The following is a 15,605-nucleotide window of genomic DNA, read 5'->3' as shown; positions in this document are numbered from 1 at the left end:
TATATTTACAATTAATAACAAATATTTTCTGTTATTTTAATAACGCGTAACTATCTCTAAGAAAAATCTAAAAATTATCATTAATCAATATGATAGATATTTCAATCGATTACACATTAATCACATACCATTAATTTTCTATATTCTTCATATGCATAATGGTCGGTCATACCACTGATATAATCTTGTATCAATCTTGTACGATAATAAAACTCTAAGGTTTTTCCCTCTTCACTATTAATATCGTAAATTTTTTCTAATGCTTCATTATAAGCAAGCTTATGTTTAATCGAAAGCTTATGATATAAACGCGTCTCAATAACATAATGAGGATGTTCATTATATTTATGTAGTCTTAGAAAATCATCGGTCGATAATAAAAGCAATGGCTTATAAATATCCAATAACCCACTGATCACTCGATAGCCCTTCATTTCAAGCTCTTCAACTTCGGGGTGACTAAATACCCACTTTTGCGCCACTCGTTTTAACGTTGCCAATAAACGATGTTCAGCACTCTTTCCTTCCAGTAAAGCGTGGTTAAAGCTGCCCTCATAAACTTGAGGTAAGTTCTTGATAAAGCGATAGGCGGTGTAAGGTACTAGTTTTCCGGTAATATAGACGCGCAAATACATAAAAAATTGATCTTGCATGCTACGCTTAGCTTCATTTTGATCAACTTTCTTAAAAGCTCGATTAACAGTGATATCAAACAGATCACCTTCTGTTACCGCACCACTTTCACTCCATGCATTTTTTAATAACTGCACTAAGCGATTGATATCAAAAATGCCTTTTTCTACCGCATCATCTAAATCAGCAATACAATAAGAAATATCATCTGCCGCTTCCATAATATAAGTCAGTGGAAAACGACAAAAATCTTTCATTGCAAGTTTCTCTTGTACTTCCTTAACAAATTCAGCTTCAGACCAGTAATAACCTGGTTTTTTCATTAAATAGCTAAATTCTTTCGGCGTAGCACCTTGCCAATAAGCTGGGCGTGTATATTTTAAAACACAGCCAATTTGCGCATAGGTTAAATTGAGTTTTAACAAGTGATGCGCCATGCGAATTGCCTGAGCATTGCCTTCGAAATGGCATAAGTCTTGACGCAAAGTCTGTTTTAATTCATTTAAGTGTCGGTCTGCTGAATAGCGAATAGGTAAAAAAGGACAATTATCAAATTCTATGGAAGCATCAGGTGCTAACACCTTACGAAACCAATGTTTAATTGCAGCTTCACCAAAATGACCAAAAGGAGGATTGCCAATATCGTGCATTAAACACGCCATTTCAATTAAACTTTCAACGCTATCAATCCGTTCATTTAAGCCATATTCTTCTAATTTATTATGCTTTTTTAGTTCGCCGATTATTTGCTTAGCGATATAACGGCCTATTTGTTGTACTTCCAGCGAATGGGTTAATCGACTTCGTACCGCCGAATTTTGCTCTAATGGAAATACCTGTGTTTTTTGTTGTAACCGACGGATCGCCGCTGAATTAATAATACGCCCACGATCGCTTTCAAATTGGCGCGAGATCTGCATTTCATCATCAATATCGATATCACTGCTGTTATATTTGCGTTGATAATTTAACTTCAGTTTAAAATCGATCATTTCTATCCTCTTTCTGGTATCGATGAAACGAATTCGCTGCGTTATATCGTGTTTTTGCGATAAATGATAAACTCTTGGTTAACGCTATATATTATTAACCTACAAGGGAGTATGACACAATGAGAGTTGGCGTAATAGGTGCAATGGAACAAGAAGTCAAACTTCTGCGTGAACAAATTGAAAACTGCGAAATAGTCTCTCGTGGTGGTTGTGAAATTTATACTGGCAAAATCAATGGTGTAGATGTTGCATTACTAAAATCAGGTATTGGTAAAGTGGCTGCCGCCATCGGTACCACACTATTACTTGAACATTTTCGCCCTGATGTTGTGATCAACACCGGCTCTGCAGGTGGGTTAGATGCAAAATTAAATGTTGGCGATATTGTCGTATCAACAGAAGTACGTTATCACGATGCCGACGTTACTGCTTTCGGTTATGAACCAGGACAAATGGCACAATGCCCACCGGCATTTATTGCCGATCCCAAACTGGTCAATATTGCTCAAGAGTGTATTGGATCACTAAAATTAAATGCCGTGCGTGGATTAATCTGTAGTGGCGATGCTTTTATTAATGGTGCCGAGCCATTAGCACGTATTCGTCGTACTTTTCCAGAAGTCGTCGCTGTTGAGATGGAATCAACCGCTATTGGACATGTTTGCCATCAATTTGATACACCTTTTGTTGTTGTTCGTGCCATTTCAGATGTGGCAGATAAAGAATCGCATTTAAGTTTTGATGAGTTTTTATCTGTTGCCGCACAACAATCAAGCTTAATGGTCACTACTATGCTTGATAAATTAAAAACAGAGACTCAGTTTTAATTTATTTAATCGATAAGCCGCTTAACAAACCCGTCTCTCTTTTAGCTCAGCAGGTAAGATAAAAATAGACGGGTATATTTGACTATAAAGACGAGAAAAATGCGTTTCTTAAACACTTTTGCACTGCTGCTAAGCCTGATATTGACACCTTGTTATGTTATCGCAGCCACTCCCGCACAACGTGTTATTACTTTATCCCCGTCTGCCACGGAAATGGCTTATGCCGCAGGTATGGGAGAGAATATGGTTGCGGTGAGCGCTTATTCTGATTATCCACAAGCAGCAAAAGATCTCGTACAAGTTGCCGACTGGCAAGGCATTAATGTAGAACGCATTTTGCTATTAAAACCTGATTTAATTATTGCATGGCCAAGCGGTAATCCTCAACGACCCCTCGATCAGTTAAAATCATTGGGTATCCCTATTATTTACTCTGATCCACACAGTATCAAAGAAATCATTGACGATCTTACCCGACTTTCTTCTTATAGCACTCATCCTGAAGTCGCTTTAGCAAGTGCACAAAAATTACGTCAGCAATATCAAGAATTACAGCAAAAGTACGCCTCAACGACGCCTCATCAAGCGAAGAAAAAAGTCTTTATTCAGTTTGGTATGCAACCCCTATTTACGACATCAAAACATTCATTACAAAATGAGATTACCGAACTTTGTGGCGGTGAAAATATTTTTGCAAATAGTGCAGTTCCTTGGCCACAAGTCAGCCGCGAGCAAGTGATCAGTAAAAAACCTGATTTGATTTTATTTAGTGGTAAACCAAACCAAGTTGCCGCAATACAACAATTTTGGCAACCTCAACTAGATATTCCTATTATCGCTATTGATGAAGATAGTTTTAGCCGACCAGCACCACGTATTATTTATGCGGCTCAACAGATTTGTGAGGCTATCGCAATCCACTCATTTTAAAGTCAATTAACTATTTAAATGAAGATTGAAGAGGTTAACAGACAATAGTCGTAGGCAAGCTGCAACACAACCAATAACGTGCAGTGAGCGGAGTATATATAAAGATGTGGGGATTGCTAACGCCGTGGCACGGCAGGATAGCCACGACGTCAAATAACATAAAAATCAGATACTAAACGATGAACCACAACCACAAGTGCTTTTCGCATTAGGATTGGTGACGATAAAACGTGAGCCCTCAAGGCCTTCAGTATAATCAACACAGCCACCCACTAAATACTGCAAACTCATTGGATCAATAACTAAGGCAACGCCTTGTTTTTCTATGGTCATATCACCTTCATTCATAGCATCATCAAAGGTAAAACCATACTGGAATCCGCTACAGCCACCACCGGTGATATAAACACGTAGACGCAGATTTGGGTTTTCTTCATCCGCAATTAGATCTTTTACTTTATTTGCAGCCGCATCTGTAAATTGTAACGGCAGAGCCATATCATCACTCATTGTTCACTCCAGACTGGATAATCCAGTAAAAAACAGCCAGCAAAAATTGATGCTTCTTGCTGATATAATGTGATGATTATCTAATACCTGCTCTTAACCTTCAAGTTTGTTGTGGACAAAATGCACTTTTTGATACACAACTTTTCTTTATTAATGAGTGCCAACTCGAACAATAACAATGATAAATCAAAATGTTGTTGTCGTGTATTTGGCTTCATCTGCACTGTGCTTTAGAATAGGCGTTAATCTTACGCTCACCCATCATTAGGAGTCTGACATGAGCAAGTCTGAAACGCTTTATAATCTCGCACAACAAGTGATACCTGGTGGCGTCAATTCACCGGTTAGAGCATTTAACGGTGTTGGTGGCACACCGCTTTTTATTGAACGTGCTAATGGTGCGTATATTTATGATGCCGATGGACGTGCTTATCTTGACTATGTCGGTTCATGGGGACCGATGGTATTAGGCCACAATCACCCCGCTATTCGCCACGCTGTAACTGATGCGGTGCAAAAAGGCCTAAGCTTTGGTGCTCCTACGGCTGCTGAAGTGGAAATGGCAAATTTAGTCACTGAGTTAGTGCCTTCGATGGATATGGTTCGTATGGTGAACTCAGGTACAGAAGCCACCATGAGTGCCATTCGTCTTGCTCGTGGCTACACGGGTCGTGACAAAATCATTAAATTTGAAGGCTGTTACCATGGACATGCAGACTGCTTATTAGTCAAAGCAGGATCTGGTGCATTGACGATGGGACAACCAAACTCTCCTGGTGTTCCTGCTGATTTTGTTAAACACACTTTAACTTGTACTTACAACGATTTAAATTCAGTACGTCAAGCATTTGAAAATTATCCGGAAGAAATCGCCTGTATTATTGTTGAACCCGTTGCCGGTAATATGAACTGTGTTCCACCTAAAGCCGATTTTCTACCGGGATTACGTGCATTATGTGATGAATTTGGTGCATTACTGATTATTGATGAAGTAATGACAGGTTTTCGTGTCGCATTAGGCGGCGCACAAGCTTATTACGATGTTGATCCTGACTTGACCTGTTTAGGTAAAATTATAGGTGGTGGCATGCCTGTAGGCGCCTTCGGCGGACATAAAGAAGTGATGTCTCAATTAGCCCCTATCGGTCCTGTCTACCAAGCGGGAACATTATCGGGTAACCCCATTGCGATGGCGGCGGGTCTAGCTTGTTTGCAAGAAGTTTCACAACCGGGAGTTCACCAAACACTGGATGAACTTACCACTATGTTAGCGGATGGCTTACTTGAAAAAGCACAACAAGCAGGTATCCCTATGGTAGTGAACCATGTAGGCGGTATGTTTGGTTTATTCTTTACCGATGCCAAAGAAGTGACTTGCTATCAAGACGTAATGAACTGCGATGTCGAACGCTTCAAACAGTTCTTCCACTTAATGTTAGAAAAACGTATTTACCTCGCTCCGTCGGCTTTTGAAGCTGGCTTTATGTCTATCGCTCATAGCAAAGAAGATATTCAACGTACTATCGATGCGGCTGAATACGCCTTTAGCAAAATGAAAGCGTAATCTTTCATTACTTAAATAGCATTTATTGCTGGTATTGCTGGCAAAAAAATATCCTCCGCGATTGCAGGAGGATATTTTTTATCTCAATAGTATTGCGAATAATTACTCAGAAAACAGATCGCGTAACCATTTAGGCGCCGCACTATCGTCGCCGTCGCTCTCTTGTGGTAACGGTGTACAGAGGCTATCAGGATCTGCTGTCCACACAGGTAATGTACGCACGCCGCCACCATAACAAACAAAGTTACCTTCAGCATTAATCGACATCTGTGCTATATCTTCTGGTACAGGTGGATTTAATGTTAATGGTGTTTGATTTTCTAAATAATGACGATAAAGGATCAATGCCCCTGTCGATCCTGTTAAGTTAGTTGGGCCATTATTATCACGTCCCATCCATGCAATAGTAACTTCTTTACCATCAATACCCGCAAACCAGCTATCACGTAAGTCGTTGGTGGTTCCGGTTTTACCTGCAAGGTTATATTGACCAAATTTAGGTTTTAATGCTCGTGCTGCTGTACCTGAATTAACCACCTGTTGCATACCAAACAGTGTCATATATGCTGCTTGTGGAGAAACCGTTGTTTCTGCTTGCGGGTAGCTTTGATAAAGCACCGTACCATCTTGGGTGATAACAGAGCGCAATGCCGATAATTTAGCGCGATTACCTAAACTTCCGATTGTTTGGAAAGTTTGCGCCACTTCCATTGGAGTTAAGTTTAGTGCGCCAAGTAACATCGCTGGTACTTTTTCTAAATTTTCTGCTGGGGCACCTAGTTTGATCCACGTTTTGATCACTTGGTCTAACCCAACTTCTAAACCAAGATTAACCGTTGGTACATTACGTGATGTAGCAAGAGCATCCACCAACATTAATCGCCCTTTATAACCACGATCGTAGTTACGTGGTTGCCATGGTTTTCCTCCCGGAATAGGCACTGAAATAGGTTCATCCGCCAACCAGGTATTTAAACGAAAACGCTCAGGCTCACTTAATGCGGTTAAATAAGTTGCCGGTTTTGCTAATGAGCCAATTGAACGACGAGCGGACATGGCACGATTAAAACCGGCATATTGTGGTTGTGAACCGCCCACTAACGCCCTAACCTCACCACTGAGGCGATCTACAACAACCATCGCGCCTTCGAGATCGTTGATTTTGCGTGTTTTACGTAAATCAGCAACTCCCGTTTCTACCGCTTTTTCGGCTGCATCTTGTGAAACAGGATCAAGCGTTGTAAAAATTTTAGTCCCCGATAAATCTTTAACCTGATCACCTAATTTAGTTTGTAGCTCTTGACGAACTAACTGCATAAATGCCGGTTGTGGCGTTAGCGCTTCGCTACGAGGTTTTACTCCTAAAGGACGTGCGCTTAATACATCATAAAGCTCTTGATCGATAATTTGTTGGGTCTGTAATAATTTTAGTACCACATTACGGCGCTCTAATGCAGCCTTAGGATTGCGCCATGGATTGTATGCAGAAGCCCCTTTCACCATTCCAACCAATAATGCTTGTTGATCAAGACTTAGTTCATCAACAGGTCGACCAAAATAGTAAAGGCTAGCCAATGGAAAACCACGAATTTGCTCATCACCACTTTGCCCTAAGAACACCTCATTAAGATACAGCTCTAAAATACGATCTTTGCTATAGCTCGCATCCATAATAATCGCCATATAGGCTTCATTAAGCTTTCTTTTTAGCGTTCTTTCATTGGTTAGGAATAAGTTTTTTACTAATTGCTGCGTTAAAGTACTTCCCCCTTGTACCGCTCTACCTGCGGTAAAGTTCGCTAACACCGCACGACCAATAGAATAAATACTGATGCCATCATGCTCATAAAAACGGCGATCTTCCGTAGCAATTAATGTATCGACTAATAGTTGAGGAAATTTATCTCTTGCTAAGAATAGACGCTGTTCACCATTAGCCGATTGCATCATAGTGATAAGCTTAGGATCGAGGCGGAAGAAACCAAATTGACGCTGATTATTCATATTGGTGATACTCACCAATGAGTTTTGTTCAAAGGTCAATTTCGCTAAAATTTGCTCTTCGCGACCATCTGGAAAATCAAACGGTCGACGTAACATCTCTATAGTGCCATTTTTAACCACAAATTCCCCAGGACGGGTGATTTTATTGACATGGCGATACTGCATACCTTCCAGTAAACTTACCATCTCTTTTTGGCTATAGTTCATGCCAGGTTCTAAATTGACAGTACGTCCATAAACGGCAGCAGGCAATTCCCATACATTACCGTCAAGGCGCTCTTTAATTTGGGAATATAAATAAACACCATAGATGCCGACTAAAACCGCAACCACAATGGCGATTTTAACAAATAACCAAAACCAAGAACGCCTTCTATTGGTTTTCTTTACTGGTTTTTTCTTTCTACTCATGAACAGTTTCTCTCATTAAAACCTCTTCACCACACCCTTAGGGTAAAGAAGCCTAACATTGTCGCTATTTTTCCAAGCTATCCCACAGGAAAGCTCTCAAATTGTTATTCAGCACGTATATATACGCGCTAACTCCATTTTTTTACACGTCGAGTGGGGGCCGTTGTTGCGGGTGAATCTGGCCACAAATGTTTGGGATATCGCCCCTTCATCTCTTTTTGTACTTGTGTATAGCTTCCGGCCCAAAAAGTAGCGAGATCTTGTGTTTTTTGGATAGGTCGCATAGCCGGAGAAAGTAACTCCATCACTACAGGTAATTGCCCTTTTGCCACAATAGGACTTTGTTTTTCACCATAAACCTCTTGGATCCTGATAGCAATAATCGGCGGATTATCTAAATCATATTTAATCATCACTTTAGTGCCCGTTGGAGCAATATAGTGTGTTGGGAACAGCTCTTGCAATAATTGTTGCTCATGCCAAGTTAACTGATTTTTAATTATCCCATTAATATCCATTTGTAGCAGTGCCTTAAGTGATTGAGTATCGCCTAATTCAGGTTGTAACCACAATTCTAATGAGTCTAATAAAACGGCTTCATTCAATACAGGTAAATTGGCCTCAGGGCACCACTTTTGCGCTAAAGCAAGGCGAATAAACAGTTGCTTGCTCTCTTCACTTAAGGGTAGAGCACTTAATCCTTGTTTACGTAACCAATTTAATAATGCCGTTTGCATTTGCGCTTTATTAGGTTTATCTAATGGCATTTGGCTAACGGTTAACTGACCTAATCGGCGCTGTTGCCACGCAAGAAGTGTACCGCGCTTTTCATCCCATTCAACGGTGGTATTATCTTGTATCAATTCCGGAAAGATAGAGGATACTTCATTAATATCAATAGGTAAGGCTAATAAAATTCGCACATCCGCATAATGTGCATTTTGCAACAACAATGGTGCTAAAATCCACGGCGATTGGCTCATTGGTTGAGTATTATCCATCATTGCGCCTTGTCCATTAGCGAGGCGAAATCGACCTTGATTATCACGGTTTTTGGCTATTCTATCTGCAAATCCGACACTCAATAGTGATGCTAATAATTCTGGGCGACATTGCCCTTTGCATTGCTGTAATAGCTGTTTTTCACGCTGTGACCATTGATGATTTTTCTGTTGGATCAGCCATTCAAGATTAATCTCTCTGTCTCTTGGTGGCTGTTCTAAAATGGCACACAACCTTGCTGCGGTAGCAAGATGATGCTCACTTTTTTCACTAGCATAATCTAATATTGCCGCCAATCGGGGATCGATGCCCCACTGTGCCATACGTACTCCCTGCGAGGTTAATCCCCCTTGATTATCAATGGCACCTAATCGTTGCAATAATGTTTTAGCTGCGTTTATTGCTGCTGGTGTAGGCGTATCTAACCAAGAGAGTTGGTTTATATCACGACATCCCCATTGCAATATTGAAAGCCATAACGAAGAGAGATCACTAGATAAAATTTCAGGTACTTGGTGAGTTGCCCCGCGCTCAGCTTGCTCCTGACTGATTAAGTGCCAACAAATTCCGGCTTCAAGACGTCCTGCCCGCCCCGCTCTTTGCGTTTGTGAAGCTTGACTTATTCGTTGGCGCAATAAGCTTGTTACACCACTTTTTAAGTCAAACTGGGCACGTTTTTCAATGGTACTGTCGAGCACCAAGCGAATACCTTCGATTGTTAAACTGGTTTCTGCAATATTTGTTGCTAATACAACTTTGCGATATCCCTTTTCTACAGGCTCTATGGCCTGTTGCTGTTGTGCTAATGAAAGTGCCCCATAAAGTGGAAAAATTAAGGTGTGTTTATCCACTTTGTCAGCTAATAATTGCGCGACTCTAATAATTTCTGCACTACCGGGCAAAAAAACAAGTAAAGAGCCCGTCTCTTGTGTAAGCAAACGTCGCGCCATCGTGGCAACTTCTTGTTCAAAAGGCAGGTGTGATTGAATAGGATAATAGTGCCGTGAAACAGGATAACTACGCCCTTCAGAGCTAATCATCGGCGCATCCGGCAATAGTGAAGTTAATTTTTGATTATCTAATGTTGCAGACATCACCAAAAGGCGTAAATCATCACGTAATCCTGATTGCACATCTAATAGCAGTGCTAATGCTAAATCTGCTTGCAAACTCCGCTCATGAAATTCATCAAGTATCACTAAACTTACACCTGTCAGTTCAGGATCTTGCTGTAACATACGTGTCAACACCCCTTCGGTGATCACTTCAAGGCGCGTCTGCTGACTCACTTTACTTTCAGCACGCATGCGATACCCCACCGTTTTACCCACCTCTTCATTGAGTTGACTTGCTAAACGATAAGCGATGCTTTTTGCCGCAATACGCCTTGGCTCTAATAAAATAATTTTGCCATCAAATATATTTTGTTGAAGCAAATACAGTGGCAGTGCGGTTGATTTTCCCGCCCCTGTGGGGGCGTGAAGTAAGACTTGGGGACATTGTTTTAATGCAGTAACAACAGATCCTGCTACCTCAAAAATTGGCAATAGATGCACACAAGCTCCATAACTGATTAACTTTCTCTGTGGCTCATTGTAGCATTAGCCCTTTATTAAAGGACGTATTTTCACCGGGGTGATTATGAAATTTGAACAACCACTACAATCTGCCACTTTATTAAAACGATACAAACGTTTTTTAGCAGACGTAGTGACGGCAAATGGTGAAGAATTCACGCTCCATTGTGCTAATACGGGTGCGATGACGGGATGCGCAACTCCAGGTGATACGGTTTGGTATTCCACGTCATCGAATGTCAAAAGAAAATATCCTCATAGTTGGGAATTAACCCAAACTCAATCAGGTGATTGGATCTGTATTAATACCTTAAGAGCTAATACGATCATTGCCGATGCGATAGAAGCTGGCGATATTCCAGAATTATCTGACTATGATGAGATAAGACGCGAAGTGAAGTATGGTAGTGAGAATAGCCGTATTGATATTTTACTTAAGTCAAATCATAAAGTTGACTGCTATATTGAAGTGAAATCGGTCACTTTATTAGATGCTGGAATGGGCTATTTTCCTGACGCTAAAACAGAGCGAGGTCAAAAGCACCTTCGAGAGTTGACCGCTATCGCAAAATCGGGCTTAAGGGCTATCTTATTTTACGCTGTCCCCCATACTGGCATTACACAAGTGTCTGTTGCTAAAGAGATTGACCCTAAGTATGACTTATTGCTAAAACAAGCATGTGATGCTGGGGTTGAAATTTTATGTTATCGCATCAATATTAGTGAGTACGATTTAACAATTGGAAAGCAATTACCTTTTATTTCAAAAGGTTAATACATTTTCATGGTGTTGGTTAAGTATTTTTTAACTAAAATGGCCTTTTTACTTGCGTGCCTTCACATCATGAGAAAACTTATTAAAGGAATAATTGCTATCCGCGCGGGCATCTGCTATTTATAGCGCCCTATTTTTTTCCCTTCCTATTTAAGGTGGGGGATTATTCAGAAAATGCGTATGTAGGAGAAGCATTATGCAAGAAGGGCAAAAGCGTAAAACATCGTCCATGAGCATTCTCGCTATTGCTGGCGTTGAGCCATATCAGGAAAAACCGGGCGAAGAGTACATGAACGAAGCCCAATTAGCGCATTTTAAGCTAATACTTGAATCTTGGCGCAATCAGCTCAGGGATGAAGTCAACCGTACCGTCACTCATATGCAAGATGAGGCGGCCAACTTCCCAGATCCTGTTGACCGTGCTGCACAAGAAGAAGAATTCAGTCTTGAGCTGCGTAACCGTGATCGTGAACGTAAACTCATAAAGAAAATTGAGAAAACACTGAAGAAAGTTGAAGATGATGACTTCGGCTTTTGTGAGTCTTGCGGTGTTGAAATCGGCATCCGCCGTTTAGAAGCTCGTCCAACAGCCGATCTCTGTATCGACTGTAAAACATTAGCTGAAATCCGTGAAAAACAGATGGCTGGCTAATTAATGAGTATAGCCTCAGTACTTAGGTGCTGGGGCTTTAATCTAAACGTTAATACCCAAGATGACAGTGTGTATTAGGCATTTAGTGCCATTATTAATAAACCAACTTTGTTTTGGTGGTTTGGTTACAGCATTGGCTCGTTATCTTCAAGCTGACACAAATTATGAACGTTGGCGCTTTCACATCAATAATATCATCCTCCAATTAATACTTCTTGATACAATAACTCAGACTATTCGCACTGTGATGACGATGTTTATTCACATAAAAGAGAAGTTATTTGCGTATAATTCTATCACTATAGCTGATGGCCATAAGCAAGGAATAATATTGATGGAGCACATTTTCTTACCTCGTCAACCGTTGCTGTCAGGCAAGATTATTCGTTAACATTATGATGAAGATGCACAATAACCCACACAAAGCATTCTCAAAAAATGTTCAGTAGGCTATGATTAGCCGCTTAATTTTTTAATTATTAGATTTAATTATTCGAGGTGTCATATTTTTAACCGAGTAGCGCATTTCTGCCGTAATTTGCTAGGACGACAAACAACATCGTCAGATACAGAATCGGTAGCGAGTGAAAGGCCTGTCACTGCATCTGACCGACCTAAAAAAGAAACACAAACGACTGTGCGTCGGCGTCCTGCCCTATCCGCAGACCGTCCCCGTAAGAACAAAAGTAATAACGAAAAGGCGAACGGGAGTGATTTGCCAATGACTGTGATCCCAAGAGATCAACACCCGATTTCGCGTAAAGACATCAGTGATAACGCACTAAAAGTTCTTTATCGTCTGAATAATTCAGGCTTTCAGGCTTATTTAGTGGGTGGTGGTGTACGCGATCTATTATTAGGGAAAAAACCAAAAGACTTTGATATTGCTACCAATGCAACGCCAGAAGAAGTCCGTCGATTATTTCGTAATAGCCGCTTAGTAGGTCGACGCTTTCGTCTAGCGCATATTATGTTTGGCCCCGAAGTGATTGAAGTCGCTACTTTCCGTGGCTCTCATGAAGATCATGAAACATCCGATCGCAATCAGTCACAACAAGCACAAAGCGGTATGTTGCTACGCGACAATATCTTCGGATCGATTGAAGAAGATGCCATTCGTCGTGATTTTACCTTAAATAGTCTCTATTACGGCGTCGATGATTTTGCTGTACGTGATTATGTGGGGGGCTTGGCTGATCTTAAATCAGGTACTATTCGTTTAATTGGCTCTCCTGAAACTCGCTATCGTGAAGATCCGGTTCGGATGCTAAGAGCTATCCGCTTTGCCAGTAAACTGGATATGCGTATCGCACCGGAAACTGCAGAGCCAATTAGCCAATTAGCACCACTATTACGTAATATTCCTTCAGCACGCCTATTTGAAGAATCGCTGAAATTATTACAAACAGGACATGGTTATAAAACCTATCGGTTAATGCGCCATTTCCAACTTTTAGAGCCTCTTTTTCCATTAGTTGCCTCAAGGATCACTGAGCAGCAAGATACCCCAATGGAAAGAATGATCGAACAGGTGCTAAAGAATACCGACTATCGTATTAGTAAAGAAATGCGCGTAAATCCGGCATTCTTATTTGCAGCAATGCTATGGTATCCCTTAGTGGAGCATGCCGAAAAACTGGCTCAAGAAAGTGGACTGTCTTATTACGATGCTTTCTCAATGGCGATGAATGATATTTTAGATGAGCAATGTCGTACTATTGCGATCCCTAAACGTATCACCACCACGATGCGTGATATTTGGCAATTACAGCAGCGTTTACCTAAGCGTCAAGGGCGCCGAGCCAATAAACTGCTTGAGCATCCTAAATTCCGTGCAGCATTTGATCTACTGGAATTACGCGCTAATGTACAAAGAAATCCTGATCTGGAAGCATTAGCCGCTTGGTGGGCTGATTTTCAGATTTCAAACAATACACAACAACGCTCTATGGTCTCTGAATTAGGTCCAGGCCCGGTACGTAAAAGGACACGTCCTCGTAAACGTCCTCGTCACCCTAATGCAAAAAATAATGCACCAAGACAAGAGAACAAACATGAGTAAGCAACAACAGCGTGTGTATATTATTCTGGGCAGTAATTTAAACTCACCAGAACAGCAAGTAAAATCGGCGATAAAAGCGATTAGTGAAATCCCTAATACTACACTGATTGCCCAATCACCTTGGTATCGCACACGCCCTATGGGACCTCAAGATCAACCCGATTATCTCAATATGGCTGTCGCCGTTGATACTACTTTAGCCCCAGAAGAGTTGCTCGACCATACACAAGCAATTGAACTTGCCCATGGTCGTGAAAGAAAAGCAGGTAATCGTTGGGGACCTCGTACCCTTGATTTAGATATCATGTTATTTGGTGATCAAGTTATACAGACCGAACGTTTAACTGTGCCTCATTATGGACTTAAGGTGCGTGAATTTATGCTTTATCCATTGGCGGATTTAGCACCTGAACTTTGTTTCCCTGATGACGGAGAACGATTAGCAGACAGATTAGCGCTCGTACCTAAAAATGGTATGGAAAAGTGGTGATACCACATAATAAGCGTGTTTGATGTTAATGGTTGATGCTGTTGACTGACAGTATCAACCCCGTTCACAACTCTTTTATATTGTTCCTTTATCGCGTTATCCCTCCCCATAAGTGATAAAATACGCCCTTCCCTCCCGCCTGTTATATCACCATTTCTAATTCTTGGATAAATATCAAAATATTTTTTATTTCTATTTTTTATTATTCAATTCACGACTTTTTCTTCGTTTTTAGTACGTAGATGCTACAATCAGCAGTTAGTGTTTTTTATTTATGTCATATTCTCTTTAATAAACAAATAATTAACTGACATAAATAACTCAATTTACACGCAACACGCCATGGAGTTTATTATCATGAAGCCGGTTACGCTATCTACGCTCAATCGCTATAAACAAGAAAAGAAAAAGTTTGCCACTATCACGGCTTATGATGCTAGCTTTGCTCGTCTATTTGCCAATGAAGGTATTCCTGCCATGTTAATTGGTGATTCACTCGGTATGACACTACAAGGTCATGACAGCACATTACCTGTCACCGTTGAGCAAATTGCCTATCATACCCGTTGTGTAAGAGCTGGCGCCCCTAACGCTTTCTTAATTGCTGATATGCCTTTTATGTCTTATTCCTCTCCAGAGCAAGCCTGTCTTAACGCAGCTATTTTAATGCAAGCGGGAGCGAATATGGTCAAAATTGAAGGAGGAAGCTGGCTTATTCCTACAGTCAAAATGCTCACTGAACGCGCAGTGCCTGTTTGTATTCACCTAGGCTTAACCCCTCAATCTGTTAATGTGTTTGGTGGCTATAAAGTACAAGGTCGAGAAGAAGCTGCTGCAGAGCAACTTAAGCAAGATGCTATGGCGCTTGAAGCCGCAGGAGCACAACTAGCTGTATTAGAATGCGTCCCCGTTTCCGTAGCAAAAACTATTACCGGATCACTCAATATTCCTGTTATCGGCATTGGTGCTGGTAATGTCACTGATGGACAAATTCTTGTGATGCATGATTTATTAGGTCTAACACCTAATGCCCCTAAATTTTCTAAAAATTTCTTACAAGAAGCTGGCTCCTTACCCGAGGCTGTCAGACTGTATGTTCAACAAGTTGAACAAAAACTGTTCCCTCAAGAACAACACTCATTTAACTGATTTATCATTTAAATTCATTAAAATAGT

The 15,605-nt window shown here is 40.8% G+C and carries 12 protein-coding genes and 1 pseudogene; 9 read left to right on the top strand and 4 right to left on the bottom strand.

From position 1 onward, the window contains the following. Positions 1 to 116: 116 nt before the first annotated feature. Positions 117 to 1,625 (bottom strand): dGTPase, encoded by a 1,509-nt coding sequence (gene dgt / locus AACU98_RS01215; protein WP_004244988.1) that lies wholly within the window; start codon positions 1,623 to 1,625, stop codon positions 117 to 119. 119 nt (positions 1,626 to 1,744) lie between these two features. Here dgt and mtnN point away from each other — a divergent pair, with 119 nt between their 5' ends. Next, positions 1,745 to 2,452, top strand: coding sequence for a 5'-methylthioadenosine/S-adenosylhomocysteine nucleosidase (gene mtnN, locus AACU98_RS01210; protein WP_004244989.1), 708 nt, complete (start codon positions 1,745 to 1,747; stop codon positions 2,450 to 2,452). A gap of 99 nt (positions 2,453 to 2,551) precedes the next feature. Further along, positions 2,552 to 3,382, top strand: coding sequence for a vitamin B12 ABC transporter substrate-binding protein BtuF (gene btuF, locus AACU98_RS01205; protein ID WP_161735377.1), 831 nt, complete (start codon positions 2,552 to 2,554; stop codon positions 3,380 to 3,382). Between the two features lie 165 nt (positions 3,383 to 3,547). On the opposite strand, the gene erpA is transcribed toward btuF, so the two are convergent. Then, a complete protein-coding gene (erpA, locus tag AACU98_RS01200; RefSeq protein WP_004244992.1) occupies positions 3,548 to 3,892 on the bottom strand; it encodes an iron-sulfur cluster insertion protein ErpA in 345 nt (114 codons plus the stop codon). A 277-nt stretch (positions 3,893 to 4,169) separates the two neighbouring features. On the opposite strand from erpA, the gene hemL reads away from it, so the two are divergent. Beyond that, the gene (gene hemL, locus AACU98_RS01195) at positions 4,170 to 5,456 is read left to right on the top strand and encodes a glutamate-1-semialdehyde 2,1-aminomutase (protein ID WP_012367503.1); all 1,287 of its coding nucleotides are present in this window, start codon (positions 4,170 to 4,172) and stop codon (positions 5,454 to 5,456) included. Positions 5,457 to 5,558: 102 nt separating this feature from the next. On the opposite strand, the pseudogene mrcB reads toward hemL, so the two are convergent. Then, a pseudogene (gene mrcB / locus AACU98_RS01190) lies at positions 5,559 to 7,868 on the bottom strand (bifunctional glycosyl transferase/transpeptidase); the annotation flags it as partial. A gap of 131 nt (positions 7,869 to 7,999) precedes the next feature. Continuing rightward, positions 8,000 to 10,429 (bottom strand): ATP-dependent helicase HrpB, encoded by a 2,430-nt coding sequence (gene hrpB, locus AACU98_RS01185; RefSeq protein WP_161735373.1) that lies wholly within the window; start codon positions 10,427 to 10,429, stop codon positions 8,000 to 8,002. Positions 10,430 to 10,514: 85 nt separating this feature from the next. On the opposite strand from hrpB, the gene sfsA reads away from it, so the two are divergent. From sfsA to panB, 6 genes are all read left to right on the top strand, one after another. Beyond that, positions 10,515 to 11,225, top strand: a complete 711-nt coding sequence (gene sfsA / locus AACU98_RS01180; protein ID WP_004244997.1) for a DNA/RNA nuclease SfsA — start codon at positions 10,515 to 10,517, stop codon at positions 11,223 to 11,225. Positions 11,226 to 11,421: 196 nt separating this feature from the next. After that, positions 11,422 to 11,877 carry an RNA polymerase-binding protein DksA gene (dksA, locus tag AACU98_RS01175; RefSeq protein ID WP_004244998.1) on the top strand — a complete coding sequence of 152 codons (456 nt, stop codon included), beginning with the start codon at positions 11,422 to 11,424 and terminating at the stop codon, positions 11,875 to 11,877. An 85-nt stretch (positions 11,878 to 11,962) separates the two neighbouring features. Then, positions 11,963 to 12,268, top strand: a complete 306-nt coding sequence (locus AACU98_RS01170) for a hypothetical protein (RefSeq protein ID WP_004247285.1) — start codon at positions 11,963 to 11,965, stop codon at positions 12,266 to 12,268. Positions 12,269 to 12,382: 114 nt separating this feature from the next. Then, positions 12,383 to 13,939 (top strand): polynucleotide adenylyltransferase PcnB, encoded by a 1,557-nt coding sequence (gene pcnB / locus AACU98_RS01165; RefSeq protein ID WP_370463127.1) that lies wholly within the window; start codon positions 12,383 to 12,385, stop codon positions 13,937 to 13,939. Beyond that, a complete protein-coding gene (gene folK, locus AACU98_RS01160) occupies positions 13,932 to 14,429 on the top strand; it encodes a 2-amino-4-hydroxy-6-hydroxymethyldihydropteridine diphosphokinase (RefSeq protein WP_004245001.1) in 498 nt (165 codons plus the stop codon). Before pcnB ends, folK begins: the two co-directional genes overlap by 8 nt. A gap of 357 nt (positions 14,430 to 14,786) precedes the next feature. Continuing rightward, a complete protein-coding gene (gene panB, locus AACU98_RS01155; protein ID WP_161735371.1) occupies positions 14,787 to 15,578 on the top strand; it encodes a 3-methyl-2-oxobutanoate hydroxymethyltransferase in 792 nt (263 codons plus the stop codon). Positions 15,579 to 15,605 lie beyond the last annotated feature (27 nt).

This window comes from Proteus sp. G4380, from assembly GCF_963885725.1.
Taxonomy (GTDB): Bacteria; Pseudomonadota; Gammaproteobacteria; order Enterobacterales; family Enterobacteriaceae; genus Proteus; species Proteus mirabilis.
Note: the sequence above shows the minus strand (reverse complement) of the source record. Positions and strands in the feature narration are given on the sequence as shown.

Coding starts and splice junctions, on each gene's coding strand:
- dgt (WP_004244988.1), bottom strand. CDS start 1,625: ATGATCGATTTTAAACTGAAGTTAAATTATCAACGCAAATATAACAGC.
- mtnN (WP_004244989.1), top strand. CDS start 1,745: ATGAGAGTTGGCGTAATAGGTGCAATGGAACAAGAAGTCAAACTTCTG.
- btuF (WP_161735377.1), top strand. CDS start 2,552: ATGCGTTTCTTAAACACTTTTGCACTGCTGCTAAGCCTGATATTGACA.
- erpA (WP_004244992.1), bottom strand. CDS start 3,892: ATGAGTGATGATATGGCTCTGCCGTTACAATTTACAGATGCGGCTGCA.
- hemL (WP_012367503.1), top strand. CDS start 4,170: ATGAGCAAGTCTGAAACGCTTTATAATCTCGCACAACAAGTGATACCT.
- sfsA (WP_004244997.1), top strand. CDS start 10,515: ATGAAATTTGAACAACCACTACAATCTGCCACTTTATTAAAACGATAC.
- dksA (WP_004244998.1), top strand. CDS start 11,422: ATGCAAGAAGGGCAAAAGCGTAAAACATCGTCCATGAGCATTCTCGCT.
- folK (WP_004245001.1), top strand. CDS start 13,932: ATGAGTAAGCAACAACAGCGTGTGTATATTATTCTGGGCAGTAATTTA.
- panB (WP_161735371.1), top strand. CDS start 14,787: ATGAAGCCGGTTACGCTATCTACGCTCAATCGCTATAAACAAGAAAAG.